The following is a 16,274-nucleotide window of genomic DNA, read 5'->3' on the forward strand; positions in this document are numbered from 1 at the left end:
GTATCGCGCTCGCAATCCGGGCCGTGGGAACAAGAGCGTCGGCCAGCAATAGCCGACGCTATTCACGCCTGCATCAGGCGTGAATAGACGGGATAACCCCTGGAGATGACGCGCGCGCTTGCGCAAGCCATGCACTCGCGTCTTTCTGTTCGCCGAGCCAGCCGTGCAGGAAATCGCGGAAGGTCTGCGCGGCCGGGCTCAATGTGCGGCCGCGCCGATGCAGCAATGCGATCGGCCGCGCAATCGGCGCGCCGGCCAGCTTGCGCGCAACCACTCGATACGCGTCCAGCACGGCGGCCGTATACCCTGGTACGAACGCAATGCCGAGTCCGGCCACTACCATGCCGATCACGGTCCACACCTGCGCGACTTCATATTGAGGAAGCAACTGCACGCCGGCTTCGCTTGCGTTCACATCGACCAGCTGCCGCGTTACGTTGCGCGCCGTCAGCGCGATCAGCGGAAAGCGCGCGACATCGCGCCATGTGATTTCCGTCTGCTGGCTGAGCGGGTGATGCTCGGGCATGATCAACACCACCTCGTCGAGCAGAATGGTTTCGCCCGCAAGCAGATCGCCGGTGCCACCGGGATTGCCGAGGCCGAGTTCGACCGCGCCATCCTCGACCAGGTGTCGAACATCGCCCGACGCCACATCGCGCAGCACCACCGAAATCTCCGGATAGTCGCGTTTGTACGCGGCAATGATCGACGGCAGCATCGCCGAGCACAGCAGCGGCGAGGCTGCGATGCTCACACGGCCGCGGCGTCGGTTCGACAGATCGCGGGTGTCCGCGATCGCCGCGTTCAGCTCATGCAGCAGCCGCATCGCGGTCGGATGAAACTCCGCGCCGGCGTCGGTCAACTGCGCCGCGCGCGACGTGCGATCGAGCAGCCTGACGCCAAGCTCTTTCTCCAGTTCATGAATCAGCAGACTGACGGCGGCCTGCGTGACGTGCAGCACCGCTGCCGCGTTGGTGAAGCTCTTCTCCTGCGCAACGACCACGAAAGCGCGCAACTGTTTGAGCGACACATTGCCGATCTGAAACGGTTCGGAAGCCATGAGCCCACCTTATGCACGCACAACTATTACTCGTTGGCCGCCTGCGCGGACGGTCGCTAGACTGACTGGCGCCGGGCGCCCGATGCGCGCGAGCGGCAATGTCGAATCCGATCCCGGCAGAATCCGGTTATGAACGGCATGGCCGTCGCCTTACGTTGCACATCACGCATTACTACTGCAAAAACAGGCTGAATCTGTTTGAATCCACGACGCGAGCATTGTGCTTGTCTCTTTCCATTGCTTCCAGAGCAAAGGCCCCGGTGAACAACCGGGGCCTTTTTTTACAGCGTTTTATCGCGTTGCAGCGTACGAAACCTACAGCGCTTCTTTCAAGCCCGCCGCTTCATCCGGCCCGGGCCTCGGGTCCTCCACTGTCTCGATCGGCTGGCCGTCCTTGTCGGTGCGCAGCATCAACACGCCGATCAGACCGAGCGCGAAGAACAGCGTCGCGTAGTGGGCCGGCACGAACTTGTCGCCGGTGACATGCATCAGCCAGGTCAGGATGAACGGCGAGAAGCCGCCGAACAACGATGCGCCGATGTTGTACGAAATCGCCAGACCGGTCGAACGCACGGAGGTCGGGAACAGCATCGCGGACGCGGACGGCACCGAGCTGGTCGCGGCGCTCGACAGCAACGCGAACACGCTTTCCACCGTGAGGATCGACGTCACCGACGGTGCGTGAATCATCCAGTAGTAGGACGGGTAGAGCGTCAGCAGGAACAGGAACAGCGAAATGCTCATCACGAGCTTCTGACCGACGCGGTCGCCGAGCCAGCCGAAGAACGGAATCGTCACGATACGCAGCGACACCGACAGCAGCAGCACCATGAACGGCAGCTTGAGCGGCATGCCGAGCGTTTGCACCGCGAAGATCGGCAGGAACGTGAAGATCACGTAGGACATCACGTTCAACGCCGCGCTCATCGAGGTCGAAATGAACACTTCTCGCGGGTATTCGGAGAACACCTTGCTGAGCGGCGCGCGTGCGGGCTTGCTGAGTCGCGAGAACGCTTCGGTCTCGGGCATCCGGTTACGAATGTAGATACCGACTGGACCGATCAGCAGGCCGAAGGCGAACGGCAAGCGCCACGCCCACGATTCCACCGCTTCTTTCGAGAACATGTTGGTCAGGATCGCACCCATCGCGATCGCGCACAACGCGCCCAGCGCCTGCGCGAACATCTGCCAGCTGCCGTAGAAGCTGCGGCGGCTTTTCGGCGCATATTCGACCAGCATCGCGGTCGCGGTGCCGAACTCGCCACCGGCCGAAATGCCCTGCAGCAGTCTCGCGAGCACCACCAGCAGCGGCGCGACGATGCCGATCGTCGCGAAGCTCGGCGTGAACGCGACGATCGCCGAGGCCAGCGTCATCAGCATGATCACCAGCGTCAAACCCGCCTTACGACCGTAGCGGTCCGCGTACATACCGAGCACCACGCCGCCGATCGGCCGCACGACGAAGCCGGCACCGAACGTTGCCGTAGTCATCAGCAGCGCGCCGTAAGGATTGTCCGCCGGGAAAAACTGCTTCGAGATCACCAGCGTGAGAAAGCCGAATAGTACGAAGTCGTACCATTCGAGAACGTTACCGATGGTCGAAGCGACCGCGCCTCGCCAGTTTCCAGCCTTGCCAGAAGCTTCCATTGCCGCTCCCTATGTGGTTGTGTGCACGTCTGTACGCGCTGCCGGATTAACACGACCCGGCAAACGCGCCATGGCCGCGATCATTGTTGAATGGACTTGTATTCCAGAAACGCTTCGATACTGAACCGGCCGTTTTCGCGGCCGAATCCCGACTGCCCAAAGCCCCCGAATGGCGAAGCGGGATTCGGTGGCGCGCCGTTGAGAATCACCTGCCCCGTGCGCATGCGGCGCGCCGCGTTCATCGCACGTGACTCGCTGGCCGACCACACCGCGCCGGACAGTCCGTAGCGGGTGGCGTTCGCGAGTTCGATGCCGTCGTCGTCGCCGTCGTACGGCATCACGGCGAGTACGGGGCCGAATACTTCTTCGCAGTTGAGCTGCATCGTGCGGGTGACGTCGTAAAAGACCGTCGGCGCGACGAAGTAGCCGCGTTCGAAGCCGGGCGCGCGGCCCGCGCCGCCGGCCAGCAGCGTGGCGCCTGCGTCGACTGCGGCGCGGATGTGCCGGTCGATGCTGTCGAACTGGCGCGCGTTCGCGACCGGACCGAGCCGCGTGCTTTCATCGATCGGATCGCCGAGCTTCCATTCGGCAAGCGCCGCGGTGATGCGCTGCACGACTTCGTCCTGCAGATGACGCGGCGTCAGCAGACGCGATTGCGCGACGCACGCCTGGCCCGAGTTGTTCATGCAGCGGCGCACGATCATCGGCACCGCCGCGTCGAGATTCGCATCGTCGAGAATCAGCGCGGCCGATTTGCCGCCGAGTTCCAGCGCGGTGCGTTTCAGCGAGCCCGCCGTGCTGGCGAGAATGCGGCTCGCGACCGGGCCCGAACCGGTGAAGCTGACGATATCGATACGCGGGTCCGACACCAGCCATTCGCCGACTTCCGCGCCGCCCCACACCATGTTCACGAGCCCCGGCGGCAGATCCGCTTCGGCGACCGCTTCCATAAAAAGCTGCGCGGCGCCGGGCGCGACTTCGCTGGCCTTGAGCACCGTCGGGCAACCCGCGCCGATTGCGCCGGCCACTTTCGCGACGATCTGATGCAGCGGGTAATTCCACGGCGTGATCGCGGCGACCACGCCGACCGGTTCACGTACCACGCGCGACGTGCGAATGGTCTCTTCCCACTTCAACTGGTGCAGACCTTCGATGATCGCGTCGAGATTGGCGAGCGGCATCGGCACCTGCATCGAGCGGCCGACCCACACCGGCACGCCGACTTCGGTCACGAGGCTGGCGACGATCTGTTCGGTGCGCTTCGCGATCGCCGCGCGCAGCGCGGTCAGCGCGCGCTCGCGCTGTTCGATGCTGCTGGCCGCCCAACGAGGGAAGCAGCGATGCGCGGAATCGATGGCGGCATCGACGTCGGCCTTGCTGCAGGACAGCAGTTCGCCGACCTGCTGCTCGGTGACGGGGCTCACCAGCTTGATCAGTGACGTGCCGGTAACGGGCTGCCACTGATTGTCGACATAGAAGTGTCGATAACTGTTCATGTACGCGACCTCGCGGGAACAAGAAAACGCGCGATAACGGACCTGCCCCGACGGGCTACCGCTACCGCATTCGACATCGCGCGGCGGGCGCTCTTTGGCGCCGGCTGCCGCGCGAACCTGGCGCTATGCCGCGCGTATCGACTCGACGATCGAAGAAAGCTCCTCGATAAAGCGCGTGTTTTCCTCGGGCGTGCCGACCGTCACGCGCAGCCACTGCGGCAAGCCGTAGCTCGCGAGTGGGCGCACGATCACGCCGCGGCGCATCAGCGCGCCGTTGACCCGTTGACCGGCTTCCTTCTCTTCACCGACCTTGACCATCACGAAGTTGCCATGCGAACGCACATAGGCGAGGCCGAGTTCATCGAAAGCCTTGCCGAGCCGCTCCAACCCCTGCAGGTTGATCGTGCGCGAGCGTTCGAGGAAGTCGTGATCGGACAGCGCGGCAATCGCCGCGGCCTGCGCGAGCGAATTGACGTTGAATGCCGGGCGCAGCCGGTTCAGAAGACCGGTTAGCGTGGGGCTGGCGACGCCGAAGCCGACGCGCAAGCCGGCGAGCCCGAAGGCCTTCGAAAAGGTGCGCGTCACGCAGAGATTCGGAAAGCGCTCGATCCAGTGCAGCGAGTCGTAGCGGTCGCCGTCGCTCAGATATTCCGTATAGGCCTCGTCCAGCACCACGATGATATGAGGCGGGACTTTTTCGAGGAACGCTTCGATCTTGCTGCCGGCAATGAATGTGCCAGTGGGATTGTTCGGATTGGCGACGAACATCAATCGCGTATTCGGTTTGATCGCCGCGAGCATTGCATCGAGATCGTGGCCCATCTGCGAATCGACGGGCACGACGATATGTTCGGCGCCGCATGCCTGGGTCGCGTTGCCGTACACGACGAAGGCGTACTGCGAATACACCGCCGACAGTCCCGGATGCAGTACCGCGTGCGCGGCCATTTCAAGCAGATCGTGACTGCCGTTGCCGAGCGTGATACAGGCGGCGTCGACGGAATAAGCGGCGGCGAGCGCCTGCTTCAGATCGTGGCCATTCGAATCCGGATAACGGCTCGCTTCTTCGAGCGCGGCGGCGATAGCCGCTTTCGCGAGAGGCGGCATCCCGAGCGGATTTTCGTTCGATGCGAGTTTGACGATGGTCGAACGCTCGAGGCCGAACTCGCGCATGACATCGGATACCGGTCGTCCCGCCACATACGGCGGAATGTCGAGAATATGGGGAGCGCACTGCGTAAGAAACTCTGACATGCCTGTCTCATCCTGTGTTTTCGGCGTCGGCGTCGTGCGCCGTTTCGCGCTGTTTCGTTGTGCGGCGGGTGTAGTGCAACAGCGATGCGTGTCGTTCCCGGCACCCGGCGCGGCTGATCGCATGGGCGCGAATCGAACCGTCGACAACGGGGCCAGGCCACCTGTCACATCCACGTTCACGGGACGTTGAACAAGCGGGCAATTTAATTTACTGGCGCCAATACCTGACGACAAACGAAATAAAAAGATGCGGGCATAAAGTGATTGCATGGTTCAGCGCGGCAGCAGGGGCGCGCGGCGACAAGCGGGTGAACGCTTTGCAATCAGGCAGGGTTAACCGCAAGTCGCGGCACGGTGCATATGGTTGTGCCTGCAATCAGCCGCCGCGCCGTGCGGCGTGACAGCGGCTCACAGATGCAGCCCTTCGGAGCGCCGCATCAATTCGATCAGCGTGTCGATTTCCGGCAAGTCCGGCCGGTCGCGGCGCGCGTAGTTGAGCGTGACATACATTGGCTCGACGTCGACATCCAGCTCGATCAGCGAGCCGGCGGCGAGATCCGCCTGCAACGCGCGCCGTAACGCGCAGGTGATGCCCATGCCGGCCATCACCATGTCGCGCACCGTGTTCATCTCCTGCGCCTGGGCGGCGATGATCGGATCGGCGAGGCCGATCGCGCGCAACCGGTTCGCGATCATGCGGCCGAATTGCGATTGCTCGTAGGGGCTCACGAACGGATAGGCCGATAGCGCGCCGATCGAAATGTTCTGTTCTTTGGCGAGCGGATGGGTAGGTGGCGCAATGAAGGCGAGCCGGTAGCGCGAAATCGGCTCGGTGTGCAGCTCCGGCATGTCGCCGTCGCCGAGCAGGAACACCAGATCGACCGCGCCTTTCGTATACAGCGCGTGGACTTCCTCGAAGGTGCCGGTGCGCACGATCAGTTCGACCTGCGTACCCAGCGATGTGAATTCTTCCAGCGGCCGGCGCAGCAGCGCGTTCGCGACGAAACGCTGCACCGCGAAATGCAGCTTGCGTTTGGACTGCCCGACATCCGAAGACATGGCTCGCGCGCGTGCGAGCGTATCGACCGCGTACGCATAGAAGCTGCGGCCGACCGCCGTGAGCTGAGGGGAAACACCAGGATGACGTTCGAACAGCGCGCTGCCGACCTTGGCCTCCAGATCGCGCATATGAACGCTGACCGCGGGCTGCGTGATATCGAGTTCGCTGGCCGCCGAACCGAAACCGCCGGTATCGACCACCGCGACGAAGACCTCGAGACCTCGCATCGTCACCTGCCGCATTCGTGTCCCCTCGCACCCGCTCGTTAGCCCATAACAATCCTACTATGAACCCATAGCCAATAGCGGATTGGCGGTCGTTAAGGGTCGCATTTAGCCTTCGTTCACCTGCTACTCATCCGATCTGAAACGTGGACCTCGACATGAATCTCATAGGCGTGGATATCGGCGGTACTTTTACCGATCTCGTCGGCTACCGGCACGGCGAACTCGTGCTCTCGAAGACCCTTACCACCCCCGCGAACCCGACCGACGGCGTCGCGCGCGCACTCGATCTGGCCGGCACCCGGCTCGGCGAAATCGACGAGTTCCTGCACGGCTCGACCATCGCGATCAACACGGTGCTCGAACGCAGCGGCGTCGTCACCGCGCTGATTACAACCGAAGGCTTTCGCGATGTCTACGAAATCGGCCGTGGCAACCGGCCCGATGCGTTCGATATCCAGTTCAGACGGCCGCGCCCGCTGGTGCCGCGCGACCTGCGCCATGAAGTGCGCGAGCGGCTCAACGCACGCGGCGACGTGTTGGTGCCACTCGACGAAGCGCAAGTGCTCGCGCTCGGCGAACGGCTGGTTGGCGCGGGCATCGAGTCCGTCGCGGTCTGTCTGCTGCACGCGTATGCGAATCCTGTCCACGAACGCGCGGTGGGCCGCCTGCTGCGTGAAGCGTTTCCGACGCTGTTCGTCACGCTGTCGCATGAAATCCTGCGCGAATGCCGCGAATACGAACGCACGTCGACCACGGTGCTGAATGCGTATGTCGGTCCGCGCGTGCAGCGCTATCTGCGCACGCTCGAAGCGCATCTGCGCGAGCGCGGCTTCGACGGCGGCATCCATATGATGCGGTCGAGCGGCGGCAGCATGTCGCTCGCGCATGCATGTGTCGAGCCGGTGTCGATGATGGAGTCGGGGCCGGTCGCCGGCATGATCGGCGCCGGGCACGTGGCGAAGCAGCTCGGGCTGCGGCAGGTGATCGGCTTCGATATGGGCGGCACGACCGCGAAGGCCACGCTGATCACCGACGGCGAAATGACGATCGAAGAGGGTTACTACATCGGCGGCTATTCGACCGGCCAGCCGATGCAACTGCCGGTGGTCGCGATCGTCGAGGTCGGCACCGGCGGCGGCAGCATCGCGTGGCGCGACGATTCGGGCGGGCTGCACGTCGGCCCGCGCAGCGCGGGTTCGGCGCCGGGGCCGGTGTGCTACGCGCGCGGCGGCGAGGAGCCGACCATCACCGACGCGAACCTCGTGCTCGGGCGCCTGAATGCCGGGCGCTTTCTCGGCGGCGGCATGGCGCTCGATGCCGAAGGCGCGGAGCGCGCGATCGCCACGCGCGTCGGCGAGCCACTGAATCTGCCGACCGCCGAGGCCGCGATGGGCATCGTCAGGATCGCCGATTCGGCGATGGCGCTGGCGGTGCGCGCCGTGTCGGTGCGCAAGGGCGTGGATCCGCGCGATGCCGCGATGATCGCGTTCGGCGGCGCCGGGCCGGTGCACGCGGCCGCGCTGTGCAAGGAAATTCATATCCCGACACTGGTGATTCCGAACCTGCCCGGCAACTTCTCGGCGCTCGGCATGCTGCTCGCGCCGTGGCGTCACGACGTGGTGCGCACGCTGGTCGGCACACTCGGTCAGCTCGATGCGGGCGCGGTCGCCGCCGCGTTCGAGGATCTGCGCGCGAGCGCCCGCCGTCAGCTCGCCAGCGACGGGCTCGACGACGCGCAGGCGCAGTTCGCGTTCGGCGTCGATCTGCGTTACCGGGGGCAGGAGCACAGCATCGCGGTGCCGCTCGCGTCGCCCGATGCGCTGTCGCATACCAATACCGAGTTGCGCGCGCGCTTCGACGAACTGCACGACAAACGCTACGGCCATTCGGCGGTCGGCGAGATCATCGAGGTCGTCAATCTGCGTTTGACGGTGACGGTCGAGCGCGCCACCGGCTCGGCCGACAAACTGCTCGGCGCGGAGCTGCCCGAGGCGACCGAACCCCGCGAACAGACTCGCGACGTGATCTTCGACGATCCGGCCCGGCCGCTGCCGACCCGCATCCTGTGGCGTCCGAGTCTCGCGGCCGGTTTCACGGTCGAGGGGCCGGCCATCATCGAGGAACCGCATTCGACCACGGTGCTGTTTCCGGGCGACGTCGCGCGCGTCACCGAACACGGCCACATCGTGATCGCCATCCAACTTTCGCCAGAGGGCCTGCAATGACAGCCGACACTCACGCCGCCGCGCCATCCGCCGTGCCGGCCGCCCGCAAGGTCAATCCGATCACGCTCGAAGTGGTCACCAATTCGCTGATCGCATACGCGGAAGAAATGGCGCTCGCGCTGTGCAAATCCGCGTACAACATGATGATTTACGAGGTGCGCGACTTCTGTTGCGGGCTCATCGATACCGAAGGGCGGATGATCTGCCAGAACTCGGGCGGCCTGCCGATCTTTCTCGCCGACCTGGATATCGCGGTGCGCGACGGCATCGAGCGTTATGGGTTGGACGGCTTCGCGCCCGGCGACGTGATCATCATGAATCACGCCGGCGTGTGCGGGCAGCATCTGAATAACGTCGTCGTGTATACGCCGTGCTTCCATGAAGGCCGGCTCGTTGCGTTCGCGGCCAATCGCGCGCACTGGGTCGACGTCGGCGGCCTGCGCACCGGCTTTGGCAACGTGCAGACCTACGAGATCTTCCACGAGGGCATCCAGATGCGCTCGATCAAGCTGTACGACGCCGGCAAGCGCAACGAGGGCGTGTGGCAGATGATCTCCGACAACATCCGCTTTCCCGACGCGTCGCTCGGCGATCTGCGCGCGCAGATCGCCGCCTGCCAGCTCGGCGGCCGGCGTCTGGCCGAGCTGTATGGGCGCTATACGGTGCAGACCGTCAGCGACTGCATCGCCGCTTCATGGGACCAGGCCGAGGCCGATGCACGCGCGGTGGTCGAGCGGATTCCGGACGGCGTCTACACCGCCGAATCGCGGCTCGACAGCGACGGCCGCCGCCTGAACATACCGTTGCGCGTGAAAGTATCGGTGAAGGTCGAAGGCTCGAACCTGACCATCGATTATTCGGAGATGAACGAACAGGTGCCGGGTCCACTGAACTCCGGTTACTCAGGCGGCCTGTCCGCCGCGCGGGTCGCGTTCAAGTGCATCACGGCGCCGCATGCGCCGGTCAACGAAGGCTGCTTCCGGCCGCTGACGCTGGTTTCGCCGCTGGGCACGATGCTCAACGCGAGGCCGCCGGCCGCGCTCGGGCTGTGGAGCGTCGCGTTGCCGACCGTCATCGATACGCTGCTGCGCGCGTTGACACCGGCGCTGCCGCAGTTCATTCCCGCAGCGCACAAGGGCGACATGGGCGGCTGCTCGTTCTATGGTCAGCGCGCGCAAAGCGGCGAGCGCTACGTGCTGATGAATATCTTCGGCGGCGGTTGGGGCGGCCGTAATAGCGCGGATGGCGAGTCCGCGTCGGTGTCGATCTGTCAGGGCGACGTGCGCAATACGCCGGTCGAGCTGCAGGAAATCCGCTATCCGTTCCTGATCGAATGCCATCAGTTGCGCGCCGACAGCGGCGGGCCGGGGCGGCAGCGCGGCGGGCTCGGTGTCGAGCTGCGCTACCGCTGTCTGGAAGACAGCACGGTGAATATCAACCTCGAACGGATCATCGATCCGCCGTGGGGCGTCGACGGCGGTCAGCCGGGGCGCAGCAACGCGTCGCTGATCCGGCGCGTCGACGGCAGCGAGCGCTCGATCACCAAGGAAAGCAACGTCGCGCTCGCGCAGGGCGACACGGTCACGTTCTGGACGGCCGGCGGCGGTGGCTATGGCGATCCGCTCGAACGTCCGCGCGACACGGTGCATGAGGATGTGCGGCTCGGCTACGTGAGCGCGGAAGGCGCCGCGCGCGATTACGGCTACGGGGCTGCAGAGGGCGCAGAGCCTGCACGGGCCAACGAGGGCGCGGCGTGAGCGCGGCCTTGCGGGATGAACGGCGCTCGCGGCTGCGCGCGGCGATGCGCGATGCCGGCCTCGATCTGCTGGTGATCTGCGGTAACGCGTGGCGCAGCGACTATCTGCGTTTCGTTGCCGACGTCACACCGATGGAGGGCGAAGCGCTCGCGCTGTTTGCCCGCGACGGGCGCACGAGGCTGGTGATCGAGCATCCATTCGACGCGGCGCGTATCGCGGCCGAGCAGCCGTCGTGCGACGTCGTGTGCGCGCCGGACGCCGCCGCCTACGCGGCCGCGCTGCTGCGCGATACCAACTCCGCCAACCCCGCGCATCCGTCACGTACCGCGATCGCGCCCGCGCATGCGGTGCCGTGGTGTCTCGCACAGGCGGGCTTCGCGGCCGGCACCGATGCGGCCACCGCATTGCTCGATGCGTTGATGGTCGCGAAGTCCGCCGCCGAGGCCGACGCGGTCGCGCACGCCGCCGCGCTGGCCGACGAGGGCTACCAGGTGTTTCGCGCCGCGTCGCGGGTGGGACGCCGCGAGTACGAGGTGATCGCCGATGTCGAAGCGTGGCTGCGCGCGCGCGGTTGCCCGGAGAATTTCATCATCATGGGCTCGGGCCAGCAGGAGGTGCGCAGCATGCATCCGCCGGGCGAGCGGCGTCTGGCGCCCGGCGACCTGGTGACGACCGAACTGACGCCTTGCATCGACGGCTACTACGCGCAGCTTTGCCGCACGTTGACGATCGGCGAACCCACCGCGATCCAGCGGCGCGCGTTCGCCGTGTATGTCGAAGCGATGGAGGCGGGCATCGCGAAAGTGCGGCCGGGCGTTACGCATGGCGAGATTGCCGCCGCGCAGAACGACGTGTTCCGCAAGCATGGACTCGGTGAATACGTGAGCGCCGAATACACGCGTGTGCGAGGTCACGGCATTGGTCTGTATGTCGATGGCCCGCATGTGCTGGAGGGCGTCGAGCAGGTGCTGGAGCCGAACATGACGCTGATCGTGCATCCGAATACCTACCATCCGGAGGCCGGCTATATCGTGCTCGGCGATACGGTGCGCGTGACCGAGACCGGCTGCGACGTGCTGTCGACGAGCGCGCGCGAGCTGTTTGCCGTGACCGCCTGAGTGCTTCGAAGCTCGCGGTCGGATATCAATAAATGCGGCGGCGCGTGCGTCGCCATCGAGGAGTCAGAAAATGCGTCGTGGACTCGTGAGCTGGTCGCGCGAAGAGTTGCCGCAGGCCGCGCTGGATGCGCGCGTCGAGCGGCTGCAGCAGGCGATGCGGGCACAAGGGCTCGCCGCCGTGCTCGCCTATGGATCGTTCGCGCAGCCGGCCGTCGTGCAATGGCTGTCGAATTTTCTGCCCTATTGGGGCGATGCGATGCTGGCCGTGTTTCCCGAAGGACGGCCGGTGTTGCTGACCGCGCTGACGCGCCGTGTGCATCCGTGGATTCAGGCGGTGTCGCATACCGGCGAAGTGGTCACGGCGCCACGGCTCGGCGTCAGCGTCGCGGCCCTGCTCGACGCGCGCGTGGCGCCCGGAGAACGGATCGGCGTGATCGGCCGCGGCCGCTTGCCGTGGCGCGTCGCGATGCCGTTGGCCGACTCGGCGCACGGTCCGGCGCTGGTCGATGCCAGCGAGCTTTTCAGCGGCGTGCGGCAGCCGGCGGATGACGCCGAACTCGGTCTCGCGGCGCGCGCCGCCGCGATCGCCGGTAGCGCGTTGCGGGCGATTCCGTCGCATGCGGCGAGCACGTCCGCGGTGACTGCCGCCGTCGAAGCCGCGGCGCGGCTTGCCGGCGCCGAAGAGGTGTTGCAGCGCGTCGCGCCGGATCTCGCCGTGCAGGCGGTGCCACGCCGCATCGAAGGCAGCGAATGGCTGGGCCAGCGCTATGCGGTCGATCTGTCGCTCGCGTACAAGGGCGTCTGGGTGCGGGCCGCGCGCTGCGTGTCGCGCGAGCCGTCGCCGGTGTCGTGGCAGCGCGCGCGGCACTGGTTCGAGGCGACCGCGGCCGGGTTACAGGCAGCAAGCGCGACGCCGGTTCTCGACAACGCGCCAGGCGACGTGCGCGGCTGGACACTCGAAGCCTGTGTCGGCGCGCACGCGCTCGAATGCGTCGCTTCGCTGCCGACCGGATGTCTGCATCCGCTGCCGGCTGGCGCGCTCGCGATGTTCTCGGTCGAGTTGCGGCTCGACGACGGACCATGGCGGGCCAGCGTGCCGCTGGTGTTCGGGCAGCCGGGCACACCGGCCCGTTTGCTCACGCTATAAACGCCCGCGCGCGCCATGACGCATTCACTTCTGCTCGACGAACTGGCCGCTTTCGCAGCCGATGCCAAGGCCGGTGCCAGTGCTAGCCGCAAACAGTTGGCGCTGCATGTCGCCGACGCGGCGATCGCGCTGATGGCCGGCATGCGCGGCACGGACGGGCGGCTGGCGGCCACGTTGATGCATCGCTTCGACACGTCGCCGCTTGCTCACACCGCGCGTCTGGCCACGGTGATGAGACTCTCCGAGATCGACGACATCCATCGGCCCAGCGCGGTGACCGCCAGCGCGATCGCGGTGCCTTGCGCACTGGCGATGCGCGCGCATGCGGACAACGCGAGCGCGGCCCGTTTCGCCGATGCGATCTTCGTCGGTCAGGAACTCGCGTTGCGGCTCGCGCTGGCGATGGGCGGCGCCGGCTTGCTCGCGCGCGGCCTGTGGCCGACGTACCTCGTCGCGCCGTTCGGCGCGGCGGCCACCACCGCGAGACTATTAGGGCTGAACGCGGCGCGTACCGCGCAGGCACTTGCATTGGCGCTCGCGCAGACGCCGCGCGCGCCGGGCCGCACGCCTCATACACCATGCCCCGGACGCTGGCCGTTATTTGGCCAGGCGGTGCGCGCGGGCTGCTTTGCCGCGCTCGCTGCGGCGGACGGTATCGACGGCGATCCGGCATTGTTGAACGACGCGTGGCTCGCGAACATCGCAGGCGGCGATGCCGATCCAACGCCGCTGCGTGAGCTCGATGCCGCGTCGCCGCTGCTCGCGCAGGTGAGCATCAAGCCGCATTGCAGCGCGAAGCAGACGCTCGGCGCGGTGTATGGTTTGCGCGAAGTGCTGGCACGGGGCATCGACGCCGCCAGCATCGATACGATCGAGATCGAGGTGCCAGGCGCCTATGCCGGCATGATCGCGCGGGAAACACCGGCGGCGAGTCGCCTTGCAAGCATCGTCAGCGCGCCGGGACAGTTGGCGCTGGCCGCGTTGCAGCCCGCGTCGCTCGACGATGTATCGCGCGATGCGTTGGACTGGAGCGGCCCGCTCGGCGCCTTCGCGGCGAAGGTCAGCGTGCGCGCGGACCCGGCGCTCGACGCGCTCTATCCACGCCAATGGCCCGCGCGCGTCACGGTGATCGCCGCGGCACGCCGCGAACAGATTCTGGTGACGGACAGTCCAGGCGACCCCGCGCTGCCATTCGATACCGAAGCCGTGATCGACAAGGCGACCCGCGTGGTCGGTGCGCGGCGTGGCCTTGCGCTGGTGCAGACCGCGATCAGCGCATGCGAGGACGCGAGCGCGCTGCATACGCTCGGCCCTCTGTTCGATCTGCCTGAGGGTTAACGAAGGGTAGCGGGAAAACACAGCCGTGCCGACCTGGCGATGGCGTTGAACGACCTGAACGCAACCTCACCGCGACCTCATTACAACTTCATCACGCCCCCCGCGCCACGCTTCACCTCACGCGTAAAACGCCTCGCGCGCAGACCCCCAGGCACGCCCACAACCCGCACAGGCTCATGATTCATGAGTCGACTTTATGTGCGCATTGTTATATTTCGTTGGTCTTCATGGAAGTTGCGCCGTAAATTCAACGCTCACAAGGAGACAACGGATACGGCCGTCATGATCACAACAAAAGCGCAAGTGCTGGTCGTCGGTGCGGGTCCGATCGGGTTGACGGTGGCTCTCGATCTGGCTTCGCGTGGTATCGACGTAACAGTGCTGGAAATGCGCGAGGCGGGAGAACCGCCCAGCGTCAAATGCAATCACGTCGCGGCTCGGTCGATGGAAATTTTCCGCCGCCTGGGTGTCGCATCCGCGGTTCGCGCGGGTGGTTTGCCGGAAGATTATGCGCACGACGTCGCGTATCGCACCACGGCTACCGGCATCGAACTTACCCGCATTCCGATTCCGAGCCGCCTCGGGCGCCTGCGCGGCGATCCCGGTCCGGACACCGGCTGGCCGACCATCGAGCCGCCGCATCGAATCAACCAGATCTACCTCGAACCGATCCTGTTCGAACACGCGGCCGCGCAGCCGCGCATCACGATCCTGAACCGCGTGGCGGTCAGCAGTTTCAGTCAGCGTGACGACGACGTGCACGTGATCGCGCGCCGTCTCGACGATGGCGAAACGCTGGCATTCGACGCGCAATACATGATCGGCTGCGACGGCGGTAAGTCGCTGGTGCGCAAGGGCATCGGCGGCAAGCTGGTCGGCGACGCGGTCGTGCAGCGCGTGCAGTCCACCTATATCCGCGCGCCGCATCTGCTCGAACGCTTTCAATATGCGCCGGCGTGGAGCACGTTCTCGCTAAATCCGCGCCGCAGCGGTAACGTCTACGCGATCGATGGCCGCGAGCGCTGGCTCGTGCATAACTATCTGCGCGACAGCGAGCCCGACTTCGACTCCGTCGACCGCGACCGTTCGATTCGCGACATCCTCGGCGTCGAGGACGACTTCGAGTACGAGGTCCTCAGCAACGAGGACTGGTTCGGCCGGCGGCTCGTGGCCGACCGCTTCCGCGATCGTCGCGTGTTTCTGTGCGGCGACTCAGCGCATCTGTGGGTGCCATATGCTGGCTACGGGATGAACGCCGGCATCGCCGACGCGGCCAATCTCGCGTGGCTGCTGGCCGCGCATCTGAACGGCTGGGGCGACGCGCGCATTCTCGATGCGTATGAAGCCGAGCGCATGCCGATCACCGAGCAGGTGTCGTACTTCGCGATGAATCATGCGGTGGCGATGGCGAAGCAACGCGGCAGCGTACCGGAAAATATCGAGGCACCCGGCGCCGAAGGCGATGCGTTGCGCGCCGAACTGGGCCGCCGCGCGTACGAACTGAACGTGCAGCAGTACAGCGCGGCGGGTCTGAATTTCGGCTACTTCTACGATCATTCGCCGCTGATTTCCTACGACGGCGAATCGCCGCCCGCGTACAGCATGGGCTCGTTTACCGAGTCCACCGTGCCGGGCTGCCGCGTGCCGCACATCGTGCGTGCCGATGGCGCGTCGCTGTATGACCAGATGGGCGCCGACTACGCGCTGTTGCGTTTCGATACGTCGATCGACGTGACGCCGCTCGTCGAAGCCGCGCAGCGCAGCAACGTGCCGTTGCGCGTGATCGATCTCGCTCCCGAAGAAAAACGTCCGCCCTACGATCACGCGCTGCTGCTGGCGCGTCCCGACCAGCACGTCGGCTGGCGCGGCAATGCGCTGCCGGCCGATCCCGTCGCGTTGATCGAACGCATCCGCGGCGCGGCCCGATAACCACAATCTCAACCAG

Annotated in this window: 11 protein-coding genes; 6 read left to right on the forward strand and 5 right to left on the reverse strand. The window is 65.8% G+C overall.

Annotated features, from left to right (window positions below; translation table 11 throughout):
- Positions 1-73: 73 nt before the first annotated feature.
- From L0U82_RS35010 to L0U82_RS35030, 5 genes are all read right to left on the reverse strand, one after another.
- A complete protein-coding gene (locus L0U82_RS35010) occupies positions 74-1,060 on the reverse strand; it encodes a LysR family transcriptional regulator (RefSeq protein ID WP_233838213.1) in 987 nt (328 codons plus the stop codon).
- Between the two features lie 315 nt (positions 1,061-1,375).
- The gene (locus tag L0U82_RS35015) at positions 1,376-2,707 is read right to left on the reverse strand and encodes an MFS transporter (RefSeq protein ID WP_233838214.1); all 1,332 of its coding nucleotides are present in this window, start codon (positions 2,705-2,707) and stop codon (positions 1,376-1,378) included.
- Between the two features lie 80 nt (positions 2,708-2,787).
- Positions 2,788-4,203 (reverse strand): aldehyde dehydrogenase family protein, encoded by a 1,416-nt coding sequence (locus L0U82_RS35020; protein WP_233838215.1) that lies wholly within the window; start codon positions 4,201-4,203, stop codon positions 2,788-2,790.
- A gap of 123 nt (positions 4,204-4,326) precedes the next feature.
- Positions 4,327-5,457: a histidinol-phosphate transaminase gene (gene hisC, locus L0U82_RS35025; RefSeq protein WP_233838216.1), complete on the reverse strand. Its 1,131-nt coding sequence runs from the start codon at positions 5,455-5,457 to the stop codon at positions 4,327-4,329.
- Positions 5,458-5,865: 408 nt separating this feature from the next.
- A complete protein-coding gene (locus L0U82_RS35030; protein ID WP_233838217.1) occupies positions 5,866-6,744 on the reverse strand; it encodes a LysR family transcriptional regulator in 879 nt (292 codons plus the stop codon).
- A gap of 155 nt (positions 6,745-6,899) precedes the next feature.
- On the opposite strand from L0U82_RS35030, the gene L0U82_RS35035 reads away from it, so the two are divergent.
- The 6 genes from L0U82_RS35035 (at position 6,900) to L0U82_RS35060 (ending at position 16,258) form a co-directional block, all read left to right on the forward strand.
- Positions 6,900-8,969 (forward strand): hydantoinase/oxoprolinase family protein, encoded by a 2,070-nt coding sequence (locus tag L0U82_RS35035; RefSeq protein ID WP_233838218.1) that lies wholly within the window; start codon positions 6,900-6,902, stop codon positions 8,967-8,969.
- A complete protein-coding gene (locus L0U82_RS35040; RefSeq protein ID WP_233838219.1) occupies positions 8,966-10,726 on the forward strand; it encodes a hydantoinase B/oxoprolinase family protein in 1,761 nt (586 codons plus the stop codon). Before L0U82_RS35035 ends, L0U82_RS35040 begins: the two co-directional genes overlap by 4 nt.
- The gene (locus L0U82_RS35045) at positions 10,723-11,844 is read left to right on the forward strand and encodes a M24 family metallopeptidase (protein WP_233838220.1); all 1,122 of its coding nucleotides are present in this window, start codon (positions 10,723-10,725) and stop codon (positions 11,842-11,844) included. Before L0U82_RS35040 ends, L0U82_RS35045 begins: the two co-directional genes overlap by 4 nt.
- Positions 11,845-11,914: 70 nt before the next feature.
- Positions 11,915-12,991, forward strand: a complete 1,077-nt coding sequence (locus tag L0U82_RS35050) for an aminopeptidase P family N-terminal domain-containing protein (protein ID WP_233838221.1) — start codon at positions 11,915-11,917, stop codon at positions 12,989-12,991.
- A 15-nt stretch (positions 12,992-13,006) separates the two neighbouring features.
- On the forward strand, positions 13,007-14,329 hold the full coding sequence (locus L0U82_RS35055) for an MmgE/PrpD family protein (protein ID WP_233838222.1): 1,323 nt from the start codon (positions 13,007-13,009) through the stop codon (positions 14,327-14,329).
- Positions 14,330-14,611: 282 nt separating this feature from the next.
- Positions 14,612-16,258, forward strand: coding sequence for an FAD-dependent oxidoreductase (locus L0U82_RS35060; RefSeq protein ID WP_233838223.1), 1,647 nt, complete (start codon positions 14,612-14,614; stop codon positions 16,256-16,258).
- Positions 16,259-16,274: the final 16 nt, after the last annotated feature.

Source organism: Paraburkholderia sp. ZP32-5, from assembly GCF_021390495.1.
In the GTDB taxonomy this organism is placed as follows: Bacteria; Pseudomonadota; Gammaproteobacteria; order Burkholderiales; family Burkholderiaceae; genus Paraburkholderia.

Bases quoted from the DNA above. Each gene is read 5' to 3' on its own strand.
- L0U82_RS35010 (WP_233838213.1), bottom strand. From the start codon at position 1,060: ATGGCTTCCGAACCGTTTCAGATCGGCAATGTGTCGCTCAAACAGTTG.
- L0U82_RS35015 (WP_233838214.1), bottom strand. From the start codon at position 2,707: ATGGAAGCTTCTGGCAAGGCTGGAAACTGGCGAGGCGCGGTCGCTTCG.
- L0U82_RS35020 (WP_233838215.1), bottom strand. From the start codon at position 4,203: ATGAACAGTTATCGACACTTCTATGTCGACAATCAGTGGCAGCCCGTT.
- hisC (WP_233838216.1), bottom strand. From the start codon at position 5,457: ATGTCAGAGTTTCTTACGCAGTGCGCTCCCCATATTCTCGACATTCCG.
- L0U82_RS35030 (WP_233838217.1), bottom strand. From the start codon at position 6,744: ATGCGAGGTCTCGAGGTCTTCGTCGCGGTGGTCGATACCGGCGGTTTC.
- L0U82_RS35035 (WP_233838218.1), top strand. From the start codon at position 6,900: ATGAATCTCATAGGCGTGGATATCGGCGGTACTTTTACCGATCTCGTC.
- L0U82_RS35040 (WP_233838219.1), top strand. From the start codon at position 8,966: ATGACAGCCGACACTCACGCCGCCGCGCCATCCGCCGTGCCGGCCGCC.
- L0U82_RS35050 (WP_233838221.1), top strand. From the start codon at position 11,915: ATGCGTCGTGGACTCGTGAGCTGGTCGCGCGAAGAGTTGCCGCAGGCC.
- L0U82_RS35055 (WP_233838222.1), top strand. From the start codon at position 13,007: ATGACGCATTCACTTCTGCTCGACGAACTGGCCGCTTTCGCAGCCGAT.
- L0U82_RS35060 (WP_233838223.1), top strand. From the start codon at position 14,612: ATGATCACAACAAAAGCGCAAGTGCTGGTCGTCGGTGCGGGTCCGATC.